17 protein-coding genes are annotated in these 20,501 nt (G+C 66.9%); 7 read left to right on the forward strand and 10 right to left on the reverse strand.

Annotated features, from left to right (window positions below):
* Nucleotides 1-5 precede the first annotated feature (5 nt).
* The 10 genes from tssH to tssA form a co-directional block, all read right to left on the reverse strand.
* Nucleotides 6-2,681, reverse strand: coding sequence for a type VI secretion system ATPase TssH (gene tssH, locus F3J43_RS09685; RefSeq protein WP_166885192.1), 2,676 nt, complete (start codon nt 2,679-2,681; stop codon nt 6-8).
* Nucleotides 2,674-3,672 carry a type VI secretion system baseplate subunit TssG gene (gene tssG, locus F3J43_RS09690; RefSeq protein WP_205297761.1) on the reverse strand — a complete coding sequence of 333 codons (999 nt, stop codon included), beginning with the start codon at nt 3,670-3,672 and terminating at the stop codon, nt 2,674-2,676. The genes tssH and tssG overlap by 8 nt, the downstream gene beginning before the upstream one ends.
* A gap of 14 nt (nt 3,673-3,686) precedes the next feature.
* The gene (tssF, locus tag F3J43_RS09695; protein ID WP_166885194.1) at nt 3,687-5,549 is read right to left on the reverse strand and encodes a type VI secretion system baseplate subunit TssF; all 1,863 of its coding nucleotides are present in this window, start codon (nt 5,547-5,549) and stop codon (nt 3,687-3,689) included.
* The gene (gene tssE, locus F3J43_RS09700; RefSeq protein WP_166885197.1) at nt 5,546-6,061 is read right to left on the reverse strand and encodes a type VI secretion system baseplate subunit TssE; all 516 of its coding nucleotides are present in this window, start codon (nt 6,059-6,061) and stop codon (nt 5,546-5,548) included. Before tssE ends, tssF begins: the two co-directional genes overlap by 4 nt.
* Nucleotides 6,055-6,465: a hypothetical protein gene (locus F3J43_RS24055; protein ID WP_166885200.1), complete on the reverse strand. Its 411-nt coding sequence runs from the start codon at nt 6,463-6,465 to the stop codon at nt 6,055-6,057. Before F3J43_RS24055 ends, tssE begins: the two co-directional genes overlap by 7 nt.
* On the reverse strand, nt 6,462-6,896 hold the full coding sequence (locus F3J43_RS09710; protein WP_166885202.1) for a type VI secretion system amidase effector protein Tae4: 435 nt from the start codon (nt 6,894-6,896) through the stop codon (nt 6,462-6,464). Before F3J43_RS09710 ends, F3J43_RS24055 begins: the two co-directional genes overlap by 4 nt.
* 66 nt (nt 6,897-6,962) lie before the next feature.
* Nucleotides 6,963-7,451, reverse strand: a complete 489-nt coding sequence (locus F3J43_RS09715) for an Hcp family type VI secretion system effector (RefSeq protein WP_166885204.1) — start codon at nt 7,449-7,451, stop codon at nt 6,963-6,965.
* A 92-nt stretch (nt 7,452-7,543) separates the two neighbouring features.
* Nucleotides 7,544-9,037, reverse strand: a complete 1,494-nt coding sequence (gene tssC / locus F3J43_RS09720; RefSeq protein ID WP_166885207.1) for a type VI secretion system contractile sheath large subunit — start codon at nt 9,035-9,037, stop codon at nt 7,544-7,546.
* A gap of 11 nt (nt 9,038-9,048) precedes the next feature.
* The gene (tssB, locus tag F3J43_RS09725) at nt 9,049-9,564 is read right to left on the reverse strand and encodes a type VI secretion system contractile sheath small subunit (protein ID WP_166885209.1); all 516 of its coding nucleotides are present in this window, start codon (nt 9,562-9,564) and stop codon (nt 9,049-9,051) included.
* 72 nt (nt 9,565-9,636) lie between these two features.
* Nucleotides 9,637-10,662 (reverse strand): type VI secretion system protein TssA, encoded by a 1,026-nt coding sequence (gene tssA / locus F3J43_RS09730; protein WP_166885211.1) that lies wholly within the window; start codon nt 10,660-10,662, stop codon nt 9,637-9,639.
* A gap of 397 nt (nt 10,663-11,059) precedes the next feature.
* Here tssA and tagH point away from each other — a divergent pair, with 397 nt between their 5' ends.
* From tagH to F3J43_RS09765, 7 genes are read left to right on the forward strand one after another with little or no spacing between them, the layout of a single operon-like run.
* Nucleotides 11,060-12,421, forward strand: a complete 1,362-nt coding sequence (gene tagH, locus F3J43_RS09735) for a type VI secretion system-associated FHA domain protein TagH (RefSeq protein WP_166885213.1) — start codon at nt 11,060-11,062, stop codon at nt 12,419-12,421.
* Nucleotides 12,422-12,458: 37 nt separating this feature from the next.
* Nucleotides 12,459-12,956, forward strand: a complete 498-nt coding sequence (tssJ, locus tag F3J43_RS09740; RefSeq protein WP_166885215.1) for a type VI secretion system lipoprotein TssJ — start codon at nt 12,459-12,461, stop codon at nt 12,954-12,956.
* Between the two features lie 15 nt (nt 12,957-12,971).
* A complete protein-coding gene (gene tssK / locus F3J43_RS09745; protein WP_166885218.1) occupies nt 12,972-14,306 on the forward strand; it encodes a type VI secretion system baseplate subunit TssK in 1,335 nt (444 codons plus the stop codon).
* 6 nt (nt 14,307-14,312) lie between these two features.
* On the forward strand, nt 14,313-15,629 hold the full coding sequence (locus tag F3J43_RS09750) for a DotU family type VI secretion system protein (protein ID WP_166885220.1): 1,317 nt from the start codon (nt 14,313-14,315) through the stop codon (nt 15,627-15,629).
* Nucleotides 15,626-19,132 (forward strand): type VI secretion system membrane subunit TssM, encoded by a 3,507-nt coding sequence (gene tssM / locus F3J43_RS09755; protein ID WP_166885222.1) that lies wholly within the window; start codon nt 15,626-15,628, stop codon nt 19,130-19,132. Before F3J43_RS09750 ends, tssM begins: the two co-directional genes overlap by 4 nt.
* Nucleotides 19,129-19,785 carry a type VI secretion system-associated protein TagF gene (gene tagF, locus F3J43_RS09760; RefSeq protein ID WP_166885224.1) on the forward strand — a complete coding sequence of 219 codons (657 nt, stop codon included), beginning with the start codon at nt 19,129-19,131 and terminating at the stop codon, nt 19,783-19,785. The genes tssM and tagF overlap by 4 nt, the downstream gene beginning before the upstream one ends.
* Before the next feature lie 5 nt (nt 19,786-19,790).
* Nucleotides 19,791-20,501 (forward strand): PP2C family protein-serine/threonine phosphatase, encoded by a 711-nt coding sequence (locus tag F3J43_RS09765; RefSeq protein WP_286184434.1) that lies wholly within the window; start codon nt 19,791-19,793, stop codon nt 20,499-20,501.

The raw sequence follows: 20,501 nt of genomic DNA on the forward strand, positions 1-20,501 counted from the left end.
GCCCGTCAGTCGGCAGTGCCGAAGTCATAGTGCAGGTCGTTGCCGCGGCGGCTGATGGCGACGCTGGCCAGCGGCTTGCCTTCGAGCAGGCGGGTCAGGAACTCGCGGCTCATGTCCGGCAGCAGGCCGTTGGTGAGGATGGCGTCGATCATGCGGCCGCCGCTTTCGGTTTCGGTGCAGCGCGAGACGATCAGCTCGACCACGCCGTTGTCGTAGGCGAAGCCGACCTTGTGCGTGCTTTCCACCCGCTTGCGGATGCGTTCGAGCTGCAGACAGGTGATGGCCTGGAGCATGGCGTCGCTGAGTGGGTAGTAGGGGATGGTCACCAGGCGGCCGAGCAAGGCCGGAGGGAAGATCTCCAGCAGCGGCTTGCGCAACTGCGTCGCCACCGACTCGGGATCGGGCAGGGCCTGCGGATCCTTGCAGATATTGGCGATCAGTTCGGTGCCGGCGTTGGTGGTGAGCAGGATCAGGGTGTTGCGAAAGTCGATCTGGCGGCCTTCGCCATCCTCCATCACACCCTTGTCGAAGACCTGGAAGAAAATCTCGTGAACGTCGGGGTGGGCCTTCTCCACCTCGTCCAGCAGTACCACGCTGTATGGCCGACGGCGCACGGCTTCGGTCAGCACGCCGCCTTCGCCGTAGCCGACATAGCCGGGCGGGGCGCCCTTGAGGGTCGAGACGGTGTGGGCCTCCTGGAACTCGCTCATGTTGATGGTGATCAGGTTCTGTTCACCGCCGTACATGGCCTCGGCCAGCGCCAGGGCAGTCTCGGTCTTGCCCACGCCGGAGGTGCCGGCGAGCATGAACACGCCGATCGGCTTGTTCGGGTTGTCCAGGCCGGCGCGGGATGTCTGGATGCGCTTGGCGATCATCTTCAGCGCGTGGTCCTGGCCGATGATGCGCCTGGCCAGGTGGGTATCGAGGTTGAGCACGGTCTCGATCTCGTTGCGCGCCATGCGACCGACCGGGATGCCGGTCCAGTCGGCGACCACCGAGGCCACCGCCTGATAGTCCACGGTCGGCAGGATCAGCGGACGCTCGCCCTGGAGGGCGCTCAGGCGCTGCTGCAGCTCGACCAGGCGCTCGCGCAGCGCGTGGCTGTCTTGCATGCCCGGATCCTGGTCGACTTCGCCGGCTTGCTCGCGCAGTTGGGCGCGGGTGGCCAGCAGTTCGTCCACCAGGGATTTCTCTTCGGCCCAGCGACTCTCCAGGGTCGCCAGGCGTTCACGTTCCTCGGCCAACAGGCTGTCGGCCTGGGCCTGGCGTTGGCCTGTCGCCACGCCGATCGCGGCTTCGCGGGCGATGATCTGCCGTTCGATCTCCAGCGCCTCGATGCGCCGGCGGCTGTCGTCCACCTCGGCTGGCACCGCGTGCAGGCTGATGGCGACGCGGGCGCAGGCGGTGTCGAGCAGGCTCACCGACTTGTCTGGCAACTGGCGCGCCGGGATGTAGCGGTGCGACAGCTTCACCGCGGCCTCCAGTGCCTCGTCGAGAATCTGCACCTTGTGGTGGCGTTCCATGGTCGAGGCCACACCGCGCATCATCAGCAGCGCCTTGGCCTCGCTCGGCTCGTCCACCTGCACCACCTGGAAGCGGCGGGTCAGGGCCGGGTCCTTCTCGATGTGCTTCTTGTACTCGGCCCAGGTGGTCGCCGCCACGGTACGCAGGCTGCCACGGGCGAGCGCCGGCTTGAGCAGGTTGGCGGCGTCGCCGGTGCCGGCGGCGCCACCGGCACCGACCAGGGTGTGGGCTTCGTCGATGAACAGGATGATCGGCTTGGGCGAGGCCTGCACCTCCTCGATCACCTGGCGCAGGCGCTGTTCGAACTCGCCTTTCATGCTGGCGCCGGCTTGCAGCAGGCCGACATCCAGGCTGCGCAGCTCGACGTCCTTGAGCGCCGGCGGCACATCGCCGGCGACGATGCGCAGGGCGAAGCCCTCGACCACGGCCGTCTTGCCCACCCCGGCCTCGCCGGTGAGGATCGGATTGTTCTGCCGGCGGCGCATGAGGATGTCGACCAATTGGCGAATCTCCTCGTCGCGACCGACGATGGGGTCGAGCTTGCCGTCGCGTGCCTGCTCGGTCAGGTCGACGGTGAAGCGCTTGAGTGCCTCCTGCTTGCCCATCGTCGCAGGTGCCAGCGCGCCACTGGCCTCTCCCGGCACCGCGGCGCTGAAACCGTCGCTGGCGGCCAGGCCGTTCTCCGGCGAGTCGCCAACGTATTCGTCGAAGCGCTCGCTCAGGGCTTCGACCTTGAGCTTGGCGAATTCGCCGGAAAGCCCCAGCAGGGCATTGCGCAGGCTTGGGGTCTTGAGAATGCCCAGCAGCAGGTAGCCGGTGCGCACCTGGTGTTCACCGAACATCAGGCTGCCATAGACCCAGCCGCGCTCGACCGCCTCTTCCACCTGGGAGGACAGGTCGGTGATCGACGTCGAGCCGCGCGGCAGGCGGTCGAGGGCGTCGGTCAGGTCGCGGGCCAGCCTTGCAGGCTCGACATTGAACTGGCGGATGACTCGGTGCAGGTCGCTGTCTTGCAGTTGCAACAACTGGTGCAGCCAGTGCGCCAGCTCCACGTAGGGATTACCCCGCAGCTTGCAGAACACCGTGGCGGCCTCGATGGCCTTGTAGGCGACGCTGTTGAGTTTGCCGAACAGCGCGGCGCGGCTGATTTCACCCATGGTCCTGGCTCCTTGTGAGGGCGGCTTCGACCGGCTGCCCGACGTAGTAGCGGGCAAGCTTGAGGTCGTTGGCATCGTGGGCCGGACGGCCGGCCCAGGTATCGAACCCCAGGCGCCGTCCGGCATCGAGTTGCAGCGCAGGCACCTGGTCCTGCGCGAGGATAAGGTTGAGGTCCCAGTCCAGCTCCTGGCCCAGGTACTCGGCGACCCAGGCGGCCAGCTCGACGAACGTCTGGCCGCCGGGCAGCAAGGCGTGGTACTGGTCGAGACTGAGCGGGCCCAGGCACAGGCGGAACTTGTGCTGGCGGTCCCACACGTAGCGGCCCAGGCACAGGTCCACGCCCAGGCGGTTGGCATGGTGGCCGAGCTGGCTGCGCTCGGGCAGTTCCAACCACTGGCCGACGTACTCCTCGAGCCGCACCGGCACGCCGAAGTAGCCGGCGAGGATGCTGCACAGTCCGTCCGGGTAGCGGGTTTGCGCCGCCAGGTGGCCGGACCAGTGCAGCTTGGCCGTATCGGCCAGCGGCCCCTGGCCTTGCAGCTCCGCCTGGCCGCGGCCACTGAGTGCGGCCAGGCGCGCGGCCCAGTAGTCGTCGCCGGGCCGGTCGTGGCTGACGGTCGGCCGTGCTTCGGCCCAGGCGCGGTAGAACAGGCTCAGCAGGCGGTGATGGAAGATGTCGAGAAAGCGCTTGCCGGTAGGGTCGGCGTGGTTGCGCTGGCGCTCGCGCATGAACTCGGTGAGATGCAGGGGCAGTGGCCCGTTGGGGCCGCCGAGACCGAAGAAGAACTGCTCCAGGCGTGCCGGGCCGTCTTCGTCGGTGTCCACTGCGGCCAGAGTCGCCGGGGCGAAGCCGCAGTCCAGGCGCTGGCCCAGGCGCACCGGCTCGTCGGCCAGGCGCAGCGAATGGCCGAAGCGCGGCAGGTCGGGGTTTTCCGCCTCGAGGCGACGCAGGGCCTGGAAGAAATCGTGCGCCCAGGGTTCGGCTTGCATGGCGGCGAGCGTCTTCACAGGGTCGGCCTGCGTCCGGGCCTGGCTTTCCAGCGCATGATTTCGCCACGTTCGCTGGTGCGCAGGACGGTTTCGGTGAAGCTGTTGATCGAGCTGTAGCGAGCCAGGAAGCGTTCGAGGACCGCACCGAGCAAGTACACCCCGGTGCCCCTGAAGGCGTTCTCGTCGAAGGTCAGGGTGATCTCCAGGCCGCGGCCGAAGACGATCGGCCCAGGCATCGGCAGGCGCCGTGTGCAGGGCTGGCTGCTGACTTCGCGCAGGCCATCGATCTGCAAGAGCAGGGCGCTGTCGTGGCTATCGCCATACAGGCGCAGCAGCTCGCGCAGGGCGGCTGCGCCCTGGCCCTGTTCGGTCAGCGACAGGTAGTTCAGCGACAGCTGGCTGATCAGCCGCCAGGCGCGGTTGTCATGGGCATGGCTGGCTTTCGGCCGGCTGGGGCCGGCCAGGCAGCGCACCGCAGCCACCGGGGCGCTGTCGGCCAGGCTGAAGTCGCTGCGGCCGTCGCCGACGGCCATGAACAGCGGCAGGTCGCGGTTGCTGCACAGGGCGCTGATGCCCAGCTGGCGCAGGTCGTGGCGATACGGGGCCTGCTGGCCGTCGACCAGGCTGATGAAGGTTTCGCTGCCTATGTAGCTGGAGCGGGTGCCGTTGCGCCGCTGTTCGCTGGACAACACCCGTGGCTCGCGGCGCACGATGTAATAGGCCTGGTCGCGGCCATAGCGCGAGGGATCGCGCACCGCGTAGAACGGCAGGAACTCCTGGTCGGGGCCGGTCCCGTGGCCACTGACCCGTTGCAGCGAGTGGACCTCGAAATCGGTGGGCCGGGTGCGGTCGGCGATCACGTGGTGCTCATGCACCCGGTCGGTCAGGTGAATGCGGTCGACCCGGCGCGGGAACAGGTTGATCGCCGGGGTGCAGAAGGGCACGAACTGGCTCGCGTCGACGCTGCTTTCCAACGCGCTGTCGAAGTGTTCGAACAGCACCAGCAGCTCCAGCTCCTGGCCGGCGCAGCGCTTGACCGCAGGTTCCAGTCCGGCGAAATCGACGAACAGGAAACGCTGTGGCAGGGCGAAGTACTCTTGCAGCAGGCGATAACCCTGGAACGCCTGGGGCACTACGGGCAACGCCGCTTCACGGTCGTCGAAGCCGCAGGGCCGAAGGGCCTGTTCCAGGGGAATGCGTTCGACCCAGTCGGCGCCGGGCTGGCGCGCGAAGACCGCGCAGGCACTGCCCAGCAACTGCTCGTACAGGCGAAACGGGGTTTCATCGGCACCGTTGAGGTACAGCGGCAGGTGGGACAGCGGCAGGTCGCACAACGGTATTGCGGCGCCGCTGCGCAGGGTCAGGCGTAGGCCGGCACGGGCCTTGGGCGTGCTGCTGGCCAGGCGTCCAAGCACCGCTGCGGGATTGCCGAAGTACTCGGCGCGGCTGACCTGCAGCGGCCACAGGGTGACCTCCTGGGTGCTGCGAAATTCGCAAGGGGTCTGCGAGTTGCGGCCCAGATTGGCGCGCAGCACGCTGTCGCGTGGCAGCGTGAAGCCTGCGGCGAGGGAGCCCTCGTCAGGATCGGTCTGCAACTGCACCACGGTCATCGACGGTGTCGGTGCCAGGTAGTGCGGGTAGGCGATTTCCAGCAGGTTGTGGGTGAAGGTCGGGTATTCGGCATCAAGCTTGAGCTGGACCCGTGCGGTCAGATAGGCGAAGCCCTCGAGCAGGCGCTCGACGTAAGGGTCGGCGCACTCGATCCCGGAAAGCGTCAGGCGCCCGGCGATCTTCGGGTATTCCTTGGCGAACTCGGCGGCACCCTCGCGGATATGCTGCAGTTCCTGGTTGTACAGCTCGAGCAGGCGCGGGTTCATGCGCGCCTCCGGCGTTCGGCGGGCGCCACGCGGACATGGCCGGACTCCAGGTCGACATCGGTCTGCAACAGCAGCGGCAGCGCCGCAGGCTGGGCCCAGAGGTCGCCCTCGATCTCGAAGCTCAGGGCGTTGGCATTCATTTCCCCGGAAGCGGCCAGGGCCCGGACCTTGAGGGTGTGCGCCAGGATGCGCGGTTCGTAGGTGGCGATGGCCTGGTGGATGATGCGCTCCAGCGCCGGCAGGTCGATGTTCGAGGCGCTGTTGCCGGCCAGCGCCGGTAGCCCGTAGTTGATCACCGAGGTGCCGGCCGGGGTGTTCAGGGTGGCAGTGCTGTCCAGCAGGGCGGTGGTGTTGAGCAGCCAGGCCAGGTCGCGCAGGACCGACGCCTTGAGCTGCTGCAGGCTGAGTACGCGTTTGTCGGCGGTCTCCTGCAGGTTGCCGGGCTCGTCGTCGACCAGGCGGTCCAGCAGCGACGGCTGCAGGCGGTCGCGGGTGGCGATCTCGGCTACCACTGGAACATCCCCGTGAACATCTTCTGGTCTTCGAAGCCGGTGTCGCAGGACGCGCCCGGGGCCGGCGTGGACGCTTCCAGGCCAGTCCGGGCCAAGCGTACGGCCTGGGAGGTCTTCAGGCATTCACCCTTGAGCGTGGGGTGCGGCTGGACATGGGTCACCAGCACGATCGGCATGCCATCGAACTGCTCTACCCGCGCCTTGCCGGCGCGGTCCGGACTCAGGCTGCACGGCCATGGCATGTCCAGTGCCAGGCTCTGCCCGTCGCGGCTGAGCACGCACTGGCCAGCCCGCTCGGCGAGGGTGGCGGTCTGGTCGCCGAGACGGACTTCGGTCAGCAGTTCGGCATCGGCACAGGCGCTGAGCGCCAGCAACAGGGCGCCACCCAGGGCCATGCGTTTCATGTCAGCTCCCAGAACCAGACCTGCCTGGACTGGTAGTTATGGTCGGAGTAGCCCTTGGTCAGGCCGCGGTTCCACAGGTCGATATGGTCGCCCGTGCGGTTTTCCTGGCTTTGTCCGGCGCGGGCGAAGCAGTCCTTGTAGAAGATGATCCCGGTCTTGTCCTTGAGCTTCTCGCGCTCCTGGGCACTGCCGCCGATTCGCAGCGGGCGGCCCATCTTGCGCTCCAGCCAGTTGGCCAGGGATTCTGCGCCACGGGCATGACCGTGGGCGCACTTGGGTTCGGTGTAGGTCGAGGTATTGACCCTGATGCTCATTTCGCCGTTGAGCGCGATGCTCATGCGAATGGCGCACTGGTTGTCCCACGGGCCATCGCAAGGCGAGGACACCTTTGGATAGGCATTCCACAGATTGATGAAAGAAGGCTTGGCCATGGTGTTCACCGTGGGCGGGCGACAGGTGGGCAGGGCGCCCGCGCGTTGTGGCGCGGGCGCGGACGGTCACATCTTGACGTTGGAGCGAATGTTCCAGCCGTACTTGATCGGGCCGCCTTCCTTGGTGCCATCGGCTTTCTGCGGTTGGTAGTCGACGGTGACCTTGGCGAAGTTCAGGGTCACGTTCTCGGTCAGGCGGTCGTCGCTGCCCGAGCCACCGGTGCTCAGCGAGCTGACGATCACCTCTTCGAGGTTGATGATCAGGTACTCGACCTGGCTCTCGCCGCCTGCCTTGCGCACGGTCAGCTTGACCTTGTCGATATGCTTGCCGCTGGAGCAATGGGCCATCAGGTTGGGGGTGGACTTGTCGATGTACTTGGTGATCGACAGGTCCTGGATGTTGACCTTGCCCGAGCCACCGCCGCTGCCCATGTGCATGTTGCCGGACTGGGCCATGCCCCAGCTCCAGTTGAGCACGTCGATTTCGTCCTTGTGGGCCTTGTCCTGGGACTCGCCCTTGATGTCGCCGATCTTGATGAAAATATCTACAGCCATGATGTCCTCTGGATTTCGCGTCGGTTAACGGTTCAGATGGCGAATCGCGGGCAAGCCCGCCCCCACCGTGGGAGCGGGCTTGCCCGCGATGATCAGGCCCCTTTGGCCGAAGGCAGCTTCGATACCAGGCGTAGCGACACGGTCAGCCCTTCGAGCTGGTAGTGCGGGCGCAGGTAGAAGCGCGAGTTGTAATAGCCTGGGTTGCCTTCGACGTCCTCGACCACCACCTCGGCGGCCGCCAGCGGGTGCTGAGCCTTGGTGGTCTCGGTGGAGTGCGCCGGATCGCCGTCGACATAGTTGAGGATCCAGTCCTGCAACCAGCGCTGCATCTCGTCCTTTTCCTTGAACGAGCCGATCTTGTCGCGAACGATGCACTTCAGGTAGTGGGCGAATCGGCAGGTGGCGAACAGGTAGGGCAGGCGTGCAGCCAGGTTGGCGTTGGCCGTGGCGTCCGGGTCGTCGTATTCGGCGGGTTTCTGCAGCGACTGCGCACCGATGAACGCGGCGAAGTCGGTGTTCTTCTTGTGCAGCAGGGGCATGAAGCCATTCTTCGCCAGCTCGGCCTCGCGGCGGTCGGAAATGGCGATTTCGGTCGGGCACTTCATGTCCACGCCACCGTCGTCGGTGGGGAAGGTGTGCGCCGGCAGGCCTTGCACTTCACCGCCCGATTCCACGCCGCGGATGCGCGAGCACCAGCCGTAGTACTTGAACGAGCGGTTGATGTTCACCGCCATGGCATAGGCGGCGTTGGCCCAGGTGTACTTGCTGCTGTCGGCGCCGTCGGTGTCTTCCTCGAAGGCGAAGGCCTCGACCGGGTCGGTCTTGGCGCCGTATGGCAGGCGCGCCAGGAAGCGCGGCATGGTCAGGCCGATGTAGCGCGAGTCTTCCGATTCGCGCAGCGAGCGCCAGCCGGCGTATTCCGGGGTGGTGAAGATCTTGCTGAGGTCACGCGGATTGCTCAGTTCCTGCCACGAGCCCATGCCCATCACCGTCGGCGAGGCCGCGGCGATGAAGGGGGCATGCATCGAGGCGCAGACCTTCGACAGCTCGCCGAGCAGTTCGACGTCGGGGGGCGACTGGTCGAAGTAGTAGTCACCGACCAGGCAGCCATAGGGCTCGCCACCGAACTGCCCGTATTCCTCTTCGTAGAGCTTCTTGAACACCGGGCTCTGGTCCCAGGCGGTGCCCTTGAATTTCTTCAGGGTCTTGTGCAGGTCGGTCTTGGAGATGTTGAGCACGCGGATCTTCAGCTGCTCGTCGCTCTCGGTGTTGTTGACCAGGTAGTGCAAGCCGCGCCAGGCGCTTTCCAGCTGCTGGAAGTCGTCGTGGTGGATGATCTGGTTGACCTGAGCGGTGAGCTTGGCGTCGATGGCCGCGATGATCTGCTCGATCGAACCGATGGCATCGTTCGAGACCAGGGCGGTCTGCGCCAGGGCCTGTTCGGCGAGGGTCCGCACGGCGCTCTCGACGGCTTCCTTGGCCCGTTCGGTCTTGGGCTTGAACTCCTGCAGCAGGAGACTGGCGAACTCGCTGGGGTCCTGGGTGGCCGTCGCCTGGGCCTGGGTGTCGCGCAATGGGTCGTTCATGGGCTGTCTCCTCAGGCGCTCGGCTCGGTGTCGGCAGGTTTCGGCGCGCTGGCCAGGGCTTGCAGCAGGGCCGGGTCCTTGATGGCCTTGAGGATGATGTCCTCAGCGCCGGTCTTGCCGTCCATGTAGGTCAGCAGGTTGGCCAACTGGGTACGTGCCTCGAGCAACTGGTTCAGTGCGTCGACCTTGCGCGCCACGGCGGCGGGGCTGAAGTCGTCCATGCTCTCGAAGGTGATGTCCAGGCTCAGGTTGCCTTCGCCGGTCAGTTCGTTGGGCACGTTGAACGCTACGCGGGGCTGCATGGCTTTCAGGCGCGAGTCGAAGTTGTCGACGTCGATCTCCAGGAACTTGCGCTCGGCCACTGCCGGCAGCGGCTCGGCTGGCTTGCCGGCGAGGTCGGAGAGCACGCCCATGACGAAGGGCAGCTGGACCTTCTTCTCGGCGCCGTACAGTTCGACGTCGTACTCGATCTGGACCCGCGGTGCGCGGTTGCGCGCGATGAATTTCTGGGAGCTGTCTTTCGCCACGTTGTTCCTCCTGGTCGCCGGTGTGGCGGCGCTGTTCGTTGCGGGCGTCGGTGTTTATGCGTTCCGGGCGGCTCAGTCGCCTTCAGGTCCGCGCAGGTTCTCGAATTGCGACAAACCATCGGGGATCAGGTCGCGGACGATGGTCGCGAAGTCGGCGTCGACCAGGTTCTTCGCCCGGCGCAGCAGCACCGGCAGCGGGCTGGAGGGCTCGTGACGGGCGTAGTACTGGAGCAGGCGTTCGAGGCTCTGCAGGACATCCTCGCGGCTGTTCACCTCGCCGGAGCGTGGCGCCGGGCGTGGCGCTGCGTGTGCTGCGGTGGTCGCGTCGATGTCGCTGCGCGGCTGGGTATCGGCATCCGTTTCGGCGGCAGCGCCTTGCGGGCTGTAGTCGGCCAGGACCTGCTGGACCTGGCGCAAGGGCTGGCGCAGCGGCGAAAGGTCGACGCCGCTGGCCGAGCCGACCTGCTCGTTGACCTGGCGTTCGATGGCGTCCAGCGCCTCTCGGGCCAGTTGCGTGGCTTGACGGCATTGCTCAAGTTGCGCGGGGTCGGCATCGCGCAGGGCGGCGGCCAACTCCTCGGCGCTCAATTGCTCGCTGGCGAAATGCTGAACCCCGGCGGCATGCAAGGCGGCGCGCAGGGTCACCGGACCGAAGGCGCGCGAGCGCACCAGCACGGCTTCGCGCAGCAGGGCGATGTTGGCGTCGCAGGTCAGGCCTGCCAGGGCATTGACCCGTACGGTGGGGTCATTGTCGTCGGCGGCGTCCAGTTGCGGATGTAGGTGCAGCCAATACTCGCCGAGCAGGTCACGGATCAGCTCGAGGCTGGCAGCCAGGCCTGGCAGGCCATGCAGGGCCAGGTTGGCCTGCACCAGGAAATGGGTGATGCGCAGGTCTTTGCTGCGTTGCAGCAGTTGCTGGCAAGCCTGTTCGATGTCGCGCCACTGCGGGGGCTCGGCCGGCTGCACGGCATCGCCCATCACGCGCTCGGGGCGGCCCTGGGCATCACGCTCCAGTTGCAGGAAAGCGGGGTCGTATTCGAGGTCGTCGCCGCATGGATAGTCTGCGGAAACAGCAGCGAGCAACAGCGGCGCGTTCACCGTGAATCGATCTCCCTATCGGCCCTGGCGGGGGCTTTAGTGTTGGCCGGAAGTTACTTTTGTGACCGGCCTCACAAACATGTCAAAGAATACGGAGTTGATATCGAAGTGATATCACTTTGGCACTCTTAAGTTGCGCATTTATGGTTTATTTCCAAATTGCTGTCAAGGTAAGCTACGCACCGCGAGTACAGCCTGTGAACCAGTTGGCAGGCACTTGCTGCCATTGGTCAGGTGCCATCAAATTGCCCTGGCCTTGAGGTTAAATACCATCTTCCAAATGCTTTGAATTGTCTTGTTTGCCAGTAAATACAAGGCTTTGGCGTGGATTTGAGTTGGCTCTGGCAAGCCATCCAAATGGATTGATTAGTGTTTCATATATATGCAGGGAGGCATGATGGCACTTTGCCTGACAATTACCAGCTACCACAAGATAACCCCTGGGCAATGTCCGGAAAAGTTGCTGGAAACAGGTGCCATCAGTGTTGGGCGTGCCGCCGATAATGATTGGGTACTTCCCGATCCAGAGCGTCTTGTATCGTCGAAACATTGTGTGATCCAGTTCAAGGATGGCCGTTATTACTTGACCGACAACAGCACGAACGGCGTGGAGTTGGTGCAGGCCGGTATTCGCCTGCGGCGCGGTAACAGCGAGCCGTTGATGGACGGTGAAATCATCCGGATCGGTGATTACGAGATCCAGGCGCGGATCGATGCCGGGGAAGCCATTGCATTCGCAGGGCAGCCCGAGATGCATAGTTTCGAGGCGCTGATGGCCAACCAGCAGGCTGCCGCGAGCCCGCCTATCGCCGGTGCGCCGGCGGCCTTCCTGCAAGGCGCTTCGAACCATGACACCTTGCCCGACCTGTTTGATTTCCTTGGTCCGTCCAGCGTGCCTACGGCCAGCCAGCCAGACCATGTTCCGGCCCAGCAGCATGACTTCCGCCCGCCCGCCCCGGTCGCGCCGCCAGCATCAGCGCCCGCGGCCCCGGGGCTGATTCCGGCCGACTGGCACTTGTCTGATGATGCGCTGGCGGCATCTCCTGCGCCGTCCGCGCCAGCGCCAGCGGCGCTCGAGCCTGCCGCTTTCGACGAGCCTGCCGGCAGCCCGCCGCTGGTATCGATGTCCGAACCGACCGCCGCTGGCGCGGCGTCCGCGCCAGCCTCCGGCGATACCTTGCTCCAGGCCTTCCTGCGTGGTGCCGGTATCGAGCAACTGCGCATCGACGCGGCGGACAGTGCCGCGCAGATGGAGGCCATCGGGCGTAGCTACCGGCTGATGGTCGAGGGCCTGATCGACGTGCTGCGTGCCCGCAGCAGTCTGAAGGGCGAGTTCCGCATGCAGCAGACCACCATCGCCCCGGTGCAGAACAATCCGCTGAAGTTCGCCCCCAATGCCGACGAGGCTCTGCTGTTGCTGCTGCGTCATGGCAGCGCGGCGTTCATGGCGCCGGACCAGGCCGTGCATGACAGCTTCGATGACTTGCGCGCCCATCAGCTGGCGGTGATGGCGGGCGTCGAGGCGGCCATCAAGCACCTGCTGTCACGATTCGACCCGGCGCGTCTGGAACAACGCCTGGCCCCCCCGGCCGGGCTGGCGAAGCTGTTCGGCGGCACGCGCCAGGCCCACTGCTGGCAGCAGTTCACCGAACTCTACGGGCAGATCTCGCGGGAGGCCGAGGACGACTTCCAGGACCTGTTCGGGCGCGAGTTCAGCCGTGCCTACGAAGCCCACGGCAATCGCCAGCAACGACCCTGAGACCCAGGCAGAAAGCCAAGACGGCATGAGGACGAGGATGAACCCGACAAGACTGATCGCAGCACTGGCCATCGTGCTGCTCAGTGCCTGCAGCAAGGACACGCCGGTGGCGCCTGTCGCCAACGACACTGCGCCCATCTCGGCAGCCATCCTGTATTTCAGCGCCGCTGCCGGGCTCAATCCGGGCAGCGACGGCACGCCCGCGCCGGTGCGGGTGCGCCTCTACGAACTGAGAAACAGCGCCGCGTTCAGCCGCGCCGACTACTTCGCGCTGGCCGAGCGTGCCCAGGCCACGCTGGCGGCCGACCTGATCGACCAGGACGAAGTGCTGCTGCGTCCCGGCGAGCAGCTGCGTCTGGAGCGTCCGCTGAACCCGGCCACCCGGCAGATCGGCCTGGTGGTCGGCTACCGCGAGATCGACCAGGCCCAGTGGCGCAGCGTGCTGCCGGTGCCGCCTGGCGATTATCAGATCAGCCTCGATGTGCGCGCCGTGCGCAGCGCCGTGGCCACCCCACAACCTGAGCCTGCCCGCTAGGCAATCGGAGAACCCATGTCCTGGAACAATCGCGTGGTCTGGTCGGAAGGGATGTTCATCACCACCCAGCACTTCCAGCAGCACGACCGCTACCTGGAGAATTTCGTCGATGCCCGCAGCCGGCCGCTGAGCCCGGCTGCCTGGGGGTTCTCCGAACTGCTGATCGACCAGGGCCTGCTGGCCCAGGGCAAGCTGGCAATCCTCAGTGCCCGTGGCCTGTTGCCCGATGGCACGCCGTTCGACATTCCCCGGGATGACCTGCCACCGGCACCGCTGGAAATCCCCGACGACCTGCGTGACGGCGTGATTTACCTGGGCTTGCCGCTCAAGCGTGCCGGCGCCCGGGACACCGTCGACGACGGCGAGGCGCTGGGCAGCGCGCGCTACGTCAGCCGCATCAGCGAGGTGCGTGACGACAATGCGCCGTTCGAGAACCGCGCGCCCTTGGCCCTGGGCGGTCGCGCCTTGCGCCTGCTGCGGGCCGAGGACGGCCTGAGCGATTTCGCCGCCCTGGGCGTGGCGCGGATCCGCGAGAAGCGCGCCGACCGCGCCCTGGTGCTGGACGACAGCTATATCCCGCCCCTCCTGGACGTCAACGCCAGCCAGCTGTTGTCGGGCTTTCGCGGCGAACTGCTGGGCCTGCTGCACCAGCGTGGCGAGGCGTTGGCCGGACGCGTGGTCGCCTCGGCCAACGGCGGCGCTTCGGAAATCGCCGACTTCATGCTGCTGCAACTGGTCAACCGTGCCCAGCCGCTGGTCGAGCACCTCAACCAGCTCGCCCCGCTGCATCCCGAGCGCCTGTACAGCGAACTGGTGGCCCTGGCCGGCGAGTTCGCCACCTTCACCCGCGACGGGCGGCGTCCGGAGAGCTTCCCGGTGTACCAGCACGACGATCTGGCGGCGACCTTCGCCCCGGTGCTGGTCGCCCTGCGCGAGGCCCTGTCGATGCTGATCGACAGCAAGGCCGTGGCCATTCCTATTGTCGAGAAGGCCTATGGCATCCATGTCGCCATGCTTGCCGACCGCAGCCTGCTCGACAGCGCCAGCTTCATCCTGGTGGTGCGTGCCGATGTGCCGGGTGAAACCTTGCGCAGCCGTTTCGGCCAGCAGAGCAAGATCGGCTCGGTGGAGCACATCCGCGACCTGGTCAACCTGCAACTGCCCGGGATCGGTCTGCTGCCGCTGCCGGTGGCGCCACGGCAGATCCCGTACCACGCCGGCTCCACCTACTTCGAGTTGGACCGGGGCAGCGAGCACTGGAAACAGTTGCAGCACTCCGGTGGCTTCGCCTTCTACGTCGCCGGCGAGTTCCCCGGCCTGAACCTGGCCTTCTGGGCCATTCGAGGATAAGCCGCGATGCTCCCGGACGACCCACAGGCCAGCGATCGTACCCAGTTCATGCCGCGCCCAGGTGGCCGAGCCCCGCAGACGGCCACGCCGGAGGGGGCTCCCCAGGCCATGGCCGCACCGTTGCAGGTTCCAGCCGAACCGTTGGCCGCGGGGCAGGCCGAGGGGCTGAACCCGCTGGAGCAGGCCGCCGGCCCGTTGCTGGCATTGCTCACCCGCCTGCGCAACACCATCGCCCATCCGGCGCCGGCCAGCCTGCGTGCCCAGTTGCTGGCATACCTGCGTCAGTTCGAGGCGCGCGCCGAGACGGCCGGGGTGCCGCGCAACGACGTGCTGCTGGCGCGCTACGCGCTGTGCACCGCCCTTGACGAGGCGGTGCTCAGCACGCCGTGGGGCAGTGGCAGCGACTGGGGGCGGCAGAGCCTGCTGATTACCGTGCACAACGAGGCCTGGGGGGGCGAGAAAGTGTTCCAGTTGATGGAGCACTGCCTGCAGAGCCCGCGTGAGCGCCTGCACCTGCTGGAGTTGCTGTACCTGTGCACCAGCCTCGGTTTCGAGGGGCGCTATCGAGTGATGAACGGCGGGCGCGCGCAGCTCGAAGCGCTGCGCGAGCGCACCGCGGCGACCATTCGTGGCGCGCGCGGCGACAGCGAGCGCGAGTTGTCGCCGCACTGGCGTGGCGCCGTCGTGAGCCGCGACCGCCTCGCCCAGTTCGTGCCGCCGTGGGTGGGCCTGGCGCTAGCCTTGGCGCTGCTGCTGCTGGTGCTGTTCGGCCTGCGCCTGAAACTGGCTGCCGACGCCGAGCCGGTGTTCCGCGGTATCCATGCCTTGGGTGAGATCCCGGTGCAGGCCATGGACCGCCCGGTGGTGCAGCCCAGGCATGTGGAACGCCCGCGCCTGGCAGGTTTCCTGGCAGAAGACATCAAGGCCGGGCGGGTCGCCGTGCAGGATGCGGTGGACCGCTCGGTGGTGACCATCCGTGGCGATGAACTGTTCGCCAGCGCCAGCGCCAGCATCAAGAGCGACTTCCAGCCGTTGATGCTGCGCATCGCCGAGGCCGTGGCCAAGGTCAAGGGCAACGTCAGGATCACGGGTCACAGTGACAACCAGCGCATCGCCACGATCCGCTTCCCTTCCAACTGGGCGTTGTCCCAGGCACGTGCCGAGGAGGTGAGAGACATCCTCGCCGCCCGCACCGGCCAGCCCGGGCGCTTCAGTGCCCAAGGCCTGAGCGACACCGAACCGCTGGCGTCGAACGACAGCCCCCAGGGCCGGGCGAAGAATCGCCGGGTCGAAATCACCGTGTTGGCGGAGGGCGTCGAGTGAAGGCGTTTTTCAGTGTTGTCGTGCGCTGGGTGATCCCGCTGCTGGGCCTGGTCGCCCTGAGCCTGATCATCTGGTTCGTAGGTCCCGTGCTGGACGTGTTGGTCCCGGCTGCGCCGCGCTGGACGCTGATCATCCTGCTGTTCGCGGTGTGGATCGCCTATCGCGCCTGGCGGCTCGTCCAGGCGCGCCGCCAGGCGGCGAAGGTGCTGCAGAGCCTGGCCGAGGAGACTGCGCCGGACCCTGCCGGGGTGGCTACCGCCGAGGAACTGGCGACCCTGCGCCAGCGCATGGACGAGGCCCTGGCGTTGCTGAAGAAGGCCCGCCTGGGCGGCGACGAGCGGCGGAACCTGTATGAGCTGCCGTGGTACGTGATCATCGGCCCACCCGGCTCGGGCAAGACCACCGCGCTGGTCAACTCCGGCCTGCACTTCCCGTTGGCGGCGCAGATGGGCGAGGGTGCCATCCGTGGTGTGGGGGGCACGCGCAATTGCGACTGGTGGTTCACCGACCAGGCGGTGCTGCTCGACACCGCCGGGCGCTATACCACCCAGGATAGCCATGCCCAGGTGGACAAGGCTGCCTGGCTGGGCTTTCTCGATCTGCTCAAGACCCAGCGCCCGCGTCGTCCGATCGACGGTGCGTTCATCGCCATCAGCCTGTCCGACCTGCTGCTGGGCAGCGACGCCGAACGGGCTGCCCACGCCGTGGCCATCCGCAAGCGGATCCAGGAACTGTACAGCCAACTGGGCGTGCGCTTCCCGATCTACCTGATGCTGACCAAGCTCGACCTGGTGCCGGGTTTCATGGAGTTCTTCGACAGCCTGGGCAAGGAAGAGCGTGCGCAGGTGTGGGGCATGACCTTCCCGCTCGATGACGGCCAGCAGGGCGGGGGCCCGCTGTCGCACTTCGGCGAGGAGTTCGGCCTGCTGGAGCAGCGCCTCAACCAGCGTCTGGTCGAGCGCTTGCAGCAGGAGCGCGATCCGGCGCGCCGTGACCTGGTCTACGGCTTCGTCCAGCAGTTCGCCGCCCTGCGTGGCAATCTGCAGGCCTTCCTCGAGGGTGTATTCAAGCCCAACGCCTTCGAGGACCGTGCGTTGTTGCGCGGCGTCTATTTCACCAGCGGCACCCAGGAAGGCAGCCCGATCGACCGCCTGATCGGCAGCATGGCCCAGAGCATGGGATTGGACCGGGCCCACCTGGCGCGACAGAACGGTGGCGGGCGCAGCTATTTCATCGAGCGGCTGTTCAGCGCAGTGGCCTTCGCCGAACGCGGCCTGGTCGGCAACAACCCCAAGGTCGAGCGCCGCCGTCGCTGGATCGCTCGCGGCGCCCTGGCCCTGAGTGTGGCGTTGGTGCTGGTGGTCGGTAGCCTCTGGACCCTGAGCTATCGTGCCAACCAGCAATACATCGGCGAAGTCGACAGCCGTCTCAAGCCCCTGGGCAGGAGCGTGCAGGAACTGAGCCCGGCCCAGCGCAACGTGGTCGACGTGTTGCCGCTGCTCAACGCCGTGCGCCGCCTGGCCGGCGACCCGCCCGGCTGGGCCGAGGGGCTGGGCCTGTACCAGGGCGACATGCTCGAGGGCGAGTCCGCCAGCGTCTACCGCAAGCTGCTGATCGCCATCTTCGCTCCGCGCCTGCTGACCCGTATCGAGGAGCAGCTCTACGCCGGGGGGCCGTCCGACTACCTGTACGAAGGCCTCAAGGCCTACCTGATGCTGGCCGACGGCGAGCACTACGATCCCGAGTTCATCAAGGCCTGGATCTCCCTCGACTGGGAGCGCAGCCTGCCGCGCGACCTGGCGCCGGACCTGCGCCAGGACCTGGCACGGCACCTGGCGGCACTGTTCGACAAGCGCCCACCGAACGCCCGTCTGGATCAGCGCCTGATCGACGACACCCGTCGCCAGCTGCAGCAACTGCCGGTCGCCCAGCGCGTCTACGACCGGGTCAAGCGCCAGAAGTTGCCGGCCGGAGTCGACGACTTCCGTGTCAGCGAGGCTGGTGGCCGTGACGCTGCGCTGGTGTTCCGCTTCAAGAGCGGCAAGCCACTGAGCGAACCGTTGCCGGGGCTGTTCAGCGCCGAGGGTTATCGCAAGGCATTCCTGGCCGCCAGTCTGGCGCAAAGCACCACCCTGGCCGAAGAGCGCTGGGTGCTGGGCCGCGAAGCCAGCGAGTCGACCGATGCCAGGCGCCTGGCCGACGACGTGCTGCAGTTGTATTACCAGGACTACATTCGCCAGTGGGATGCGCTGCTGGCCGACCTCGACTTCATGCCGATCACCAGTGTCGGCCAGGCTGCCGACGTGCTGCGGGTGTTGTCCGGGCCCACCTCGCCGATGAAGAAGCTGCTGCAGGCCGTGGCCAAGGAAACCGACCTGGCGCAGCCGACCTCCCTCGACAAGGTCCAGGCCAAGGTCGAGCAGACCGGCGTCGACCAGTTGCGCCAGCGCCTTGGCGGTTTGCTCGGCGACACGCCGCTGCCCGGTGACAGGCCGGCTGCGCGCCAGACCGATCCGGTCACCGCGCACTTCGCCGAGATCGCCGCGCTGGTGGCGACCGGCGAAGGCCAGCCGGCGGCCATCGACGGCTTGCTGAACGACCTCAACGCCCTCTACGTGCAGGTCAGCGCGATGGTCGGGGCCAGTGGCGATGCGCTGCTGGGCGAGGCCAAGAACCAGGCCCAGGCCGCGGCGCAGCGGGTTGCACTGGGGGCCGCGCGTCAGCCCCAGGTGGTGCAGAACCTGGTGGGCTCGGTGCTGGGCGCGACCCACGGCATCGTCATGGGGGGGGTACGCAACCAGCTCAACGCGGCCTGGAGCAGCGAGGTGCTCAGCGTCTACCGCCAGTCCCTCAGCGGCCGCTACCCACTGGTGGCCGGCAGCGCGCGCGACGCCACGCTCGAGGACTTCGGCCAGTTCTTCGGGGTCGGCGGGGTGATGGACAACTACTTCCGCAAGTACCTGCAGCCCTACGTCAACACCTCGACCACGCCGTGGAGCTGGCAGCCGGGGGCGGCGCAGAAACTGGGTATCAGCAGCAGCGTGCTGTACACCTTCCAGCGCGCCGCGACCATCCGCGATGCGTTCTTTCGCAACAGCAGCGGCCTGCAGCCAGGGGTGCGTTTCGAGCTCAAACCGGTGGGGATGGATGCCTCCCTTACCCAGTTCCTGCTTGACCTCGACGGCCAGCAGGTCAGCTACGACCATGGCCCGAGCCGCCCGGTGTCGCTGCAGTGGCCGAACCCCAACAGCATCGGTGTGGTGCGCCTGTCGATCTCGCCAGCGGCGGCCAGCGGACGCTCCGGGTTGACCCTGGAAGGACCGTGGGCCTGGTTCCGCCTGCTCGACCAGTCCGACCTGGTGGCAGGCAGCACGCCGGAGCGCTTCAACCTGCGCCTGCGGGTCGATGGCGCCAGCGTGTCCTACGAGCTGCGTGCCAGCAGTGCCTTCAACCCGTTCCGCAGCCGTGTGCTCAGCGGATTCAGTCTGCCGGAGCGCCTGTGAACGACGTCGGCTTCTACGGCAAGCTGGCTTGTCGCGGTGACTTCGTCAGCCGTGGCCTGCCAGGCAATTTCATCCAGCCCTGGGACCAGTGGCTGGCGGCGGGACTGCGCAGCAGCCAGCAGCACCTGGGCGAGCGCTGGCTCGAGGCCTACCTGACCAGCCCCTTGTGGCGCTTTGCCCTGGCACCGGGATTGTGCGGGCCGGACGCGGTGATCGGTGTGCTGATGCCGAGCATCGACCGGGTCGGGCGCTATTTCCCGCTGACCGTGGCCCAGGTGCTGGCGCCAGGGCAGCCGCTGGCGCCAGCGGTGGCAGGCGCGGACACCTGGTTCGAGGCAGTCGAGGCCGTGCTGCTGGCAACCCTCGAGCCAGGCGCTGACTTCGAGTCTTTCGCGGCAGCCTTGCCGGGGTTTCGTGTCGCTCGCCCGCTCCCCCAGGCGCCACGCATGACCCTGGGCGGCCTGCAGCGGCTGGATGCGACCACACCGGAGGGCCGTGGGTTGGCGCTGGCCGAGTGTGCCTGCGAGGGCATGAGCCTGTGGTGGGGCAGAGGCTCCGAACGCATTGCCCCGGGATTGATGCGCTGCGCGGGCCTGCCGCGCAGCGAGGATTTCGCCGGGTTTCTTCTGGGTAGCGAGGCAGGGATCGGATGACCGCCATGCATTACACCGCGGCCAGCTACAGCCATGTCGGCATGGTGCGCAAGATCAACGAGGATGCCTGCCTGGAGTTGACCTGGGCCGGGTTGTGGGCCGTCGCCGACGGCATGGGTGGCCATGCGGCGGGCGACTACGTCAGCAGCCTGGCGGTAGACAGCCTGCGCAGCCTGCCCAGGCTCGACTCGCTGGACGAGTTCGCCGATGAGGTGCGTGATGGCCTCACCTGGGTCAACCGTACGGTCCGCGAAGAGACCGCACGCCGTGGCGTGGCGATGATGGGCAGCACGGTAGTGGTGCTGGCGGCGCGCGGTGACCAGGCGATCGGCCTGTGGGCCGGCGACAGTCGCCTGTACCGCCTGCGCGAGGGCTGCATGGAGCGCCTGTCCCACGATCACAGCTATGTCCAGGAATTGCAGGACATCGGCCTGCTCGACGAGGCCGAGGCGCGGGTGCATCCACGCGGCAACATCGTGACCCGCGCCATCGGCGTCGTCGATGACCTCGAACTGCAGGCCGTGGCCCTGCAGGTAAGGCCGGGCGACACCTATCTGCTGTGCAGCGACGGGCTGAACAAGACCGCCGAGGACCACGAGATCGCTGAGGTGCTTGGCCACACCGATCCCTACGAAGTGGTGCGCAGCCTGGTGCACCTGGGCCTGACCCGTGGTGCGCCGGACAACATCACCGCCGTGGTCGTGAAGGTGAGCTGA

This window comes from Pantoea sp. Cy-639 (assembly GCF_011752525.1).
Classification (GTDB): Bacteria; Pseudomonadota; Gammaproteobacteria; order Pseudomonadales; family Pseudomonadaceae; genus Aquipseudomonas.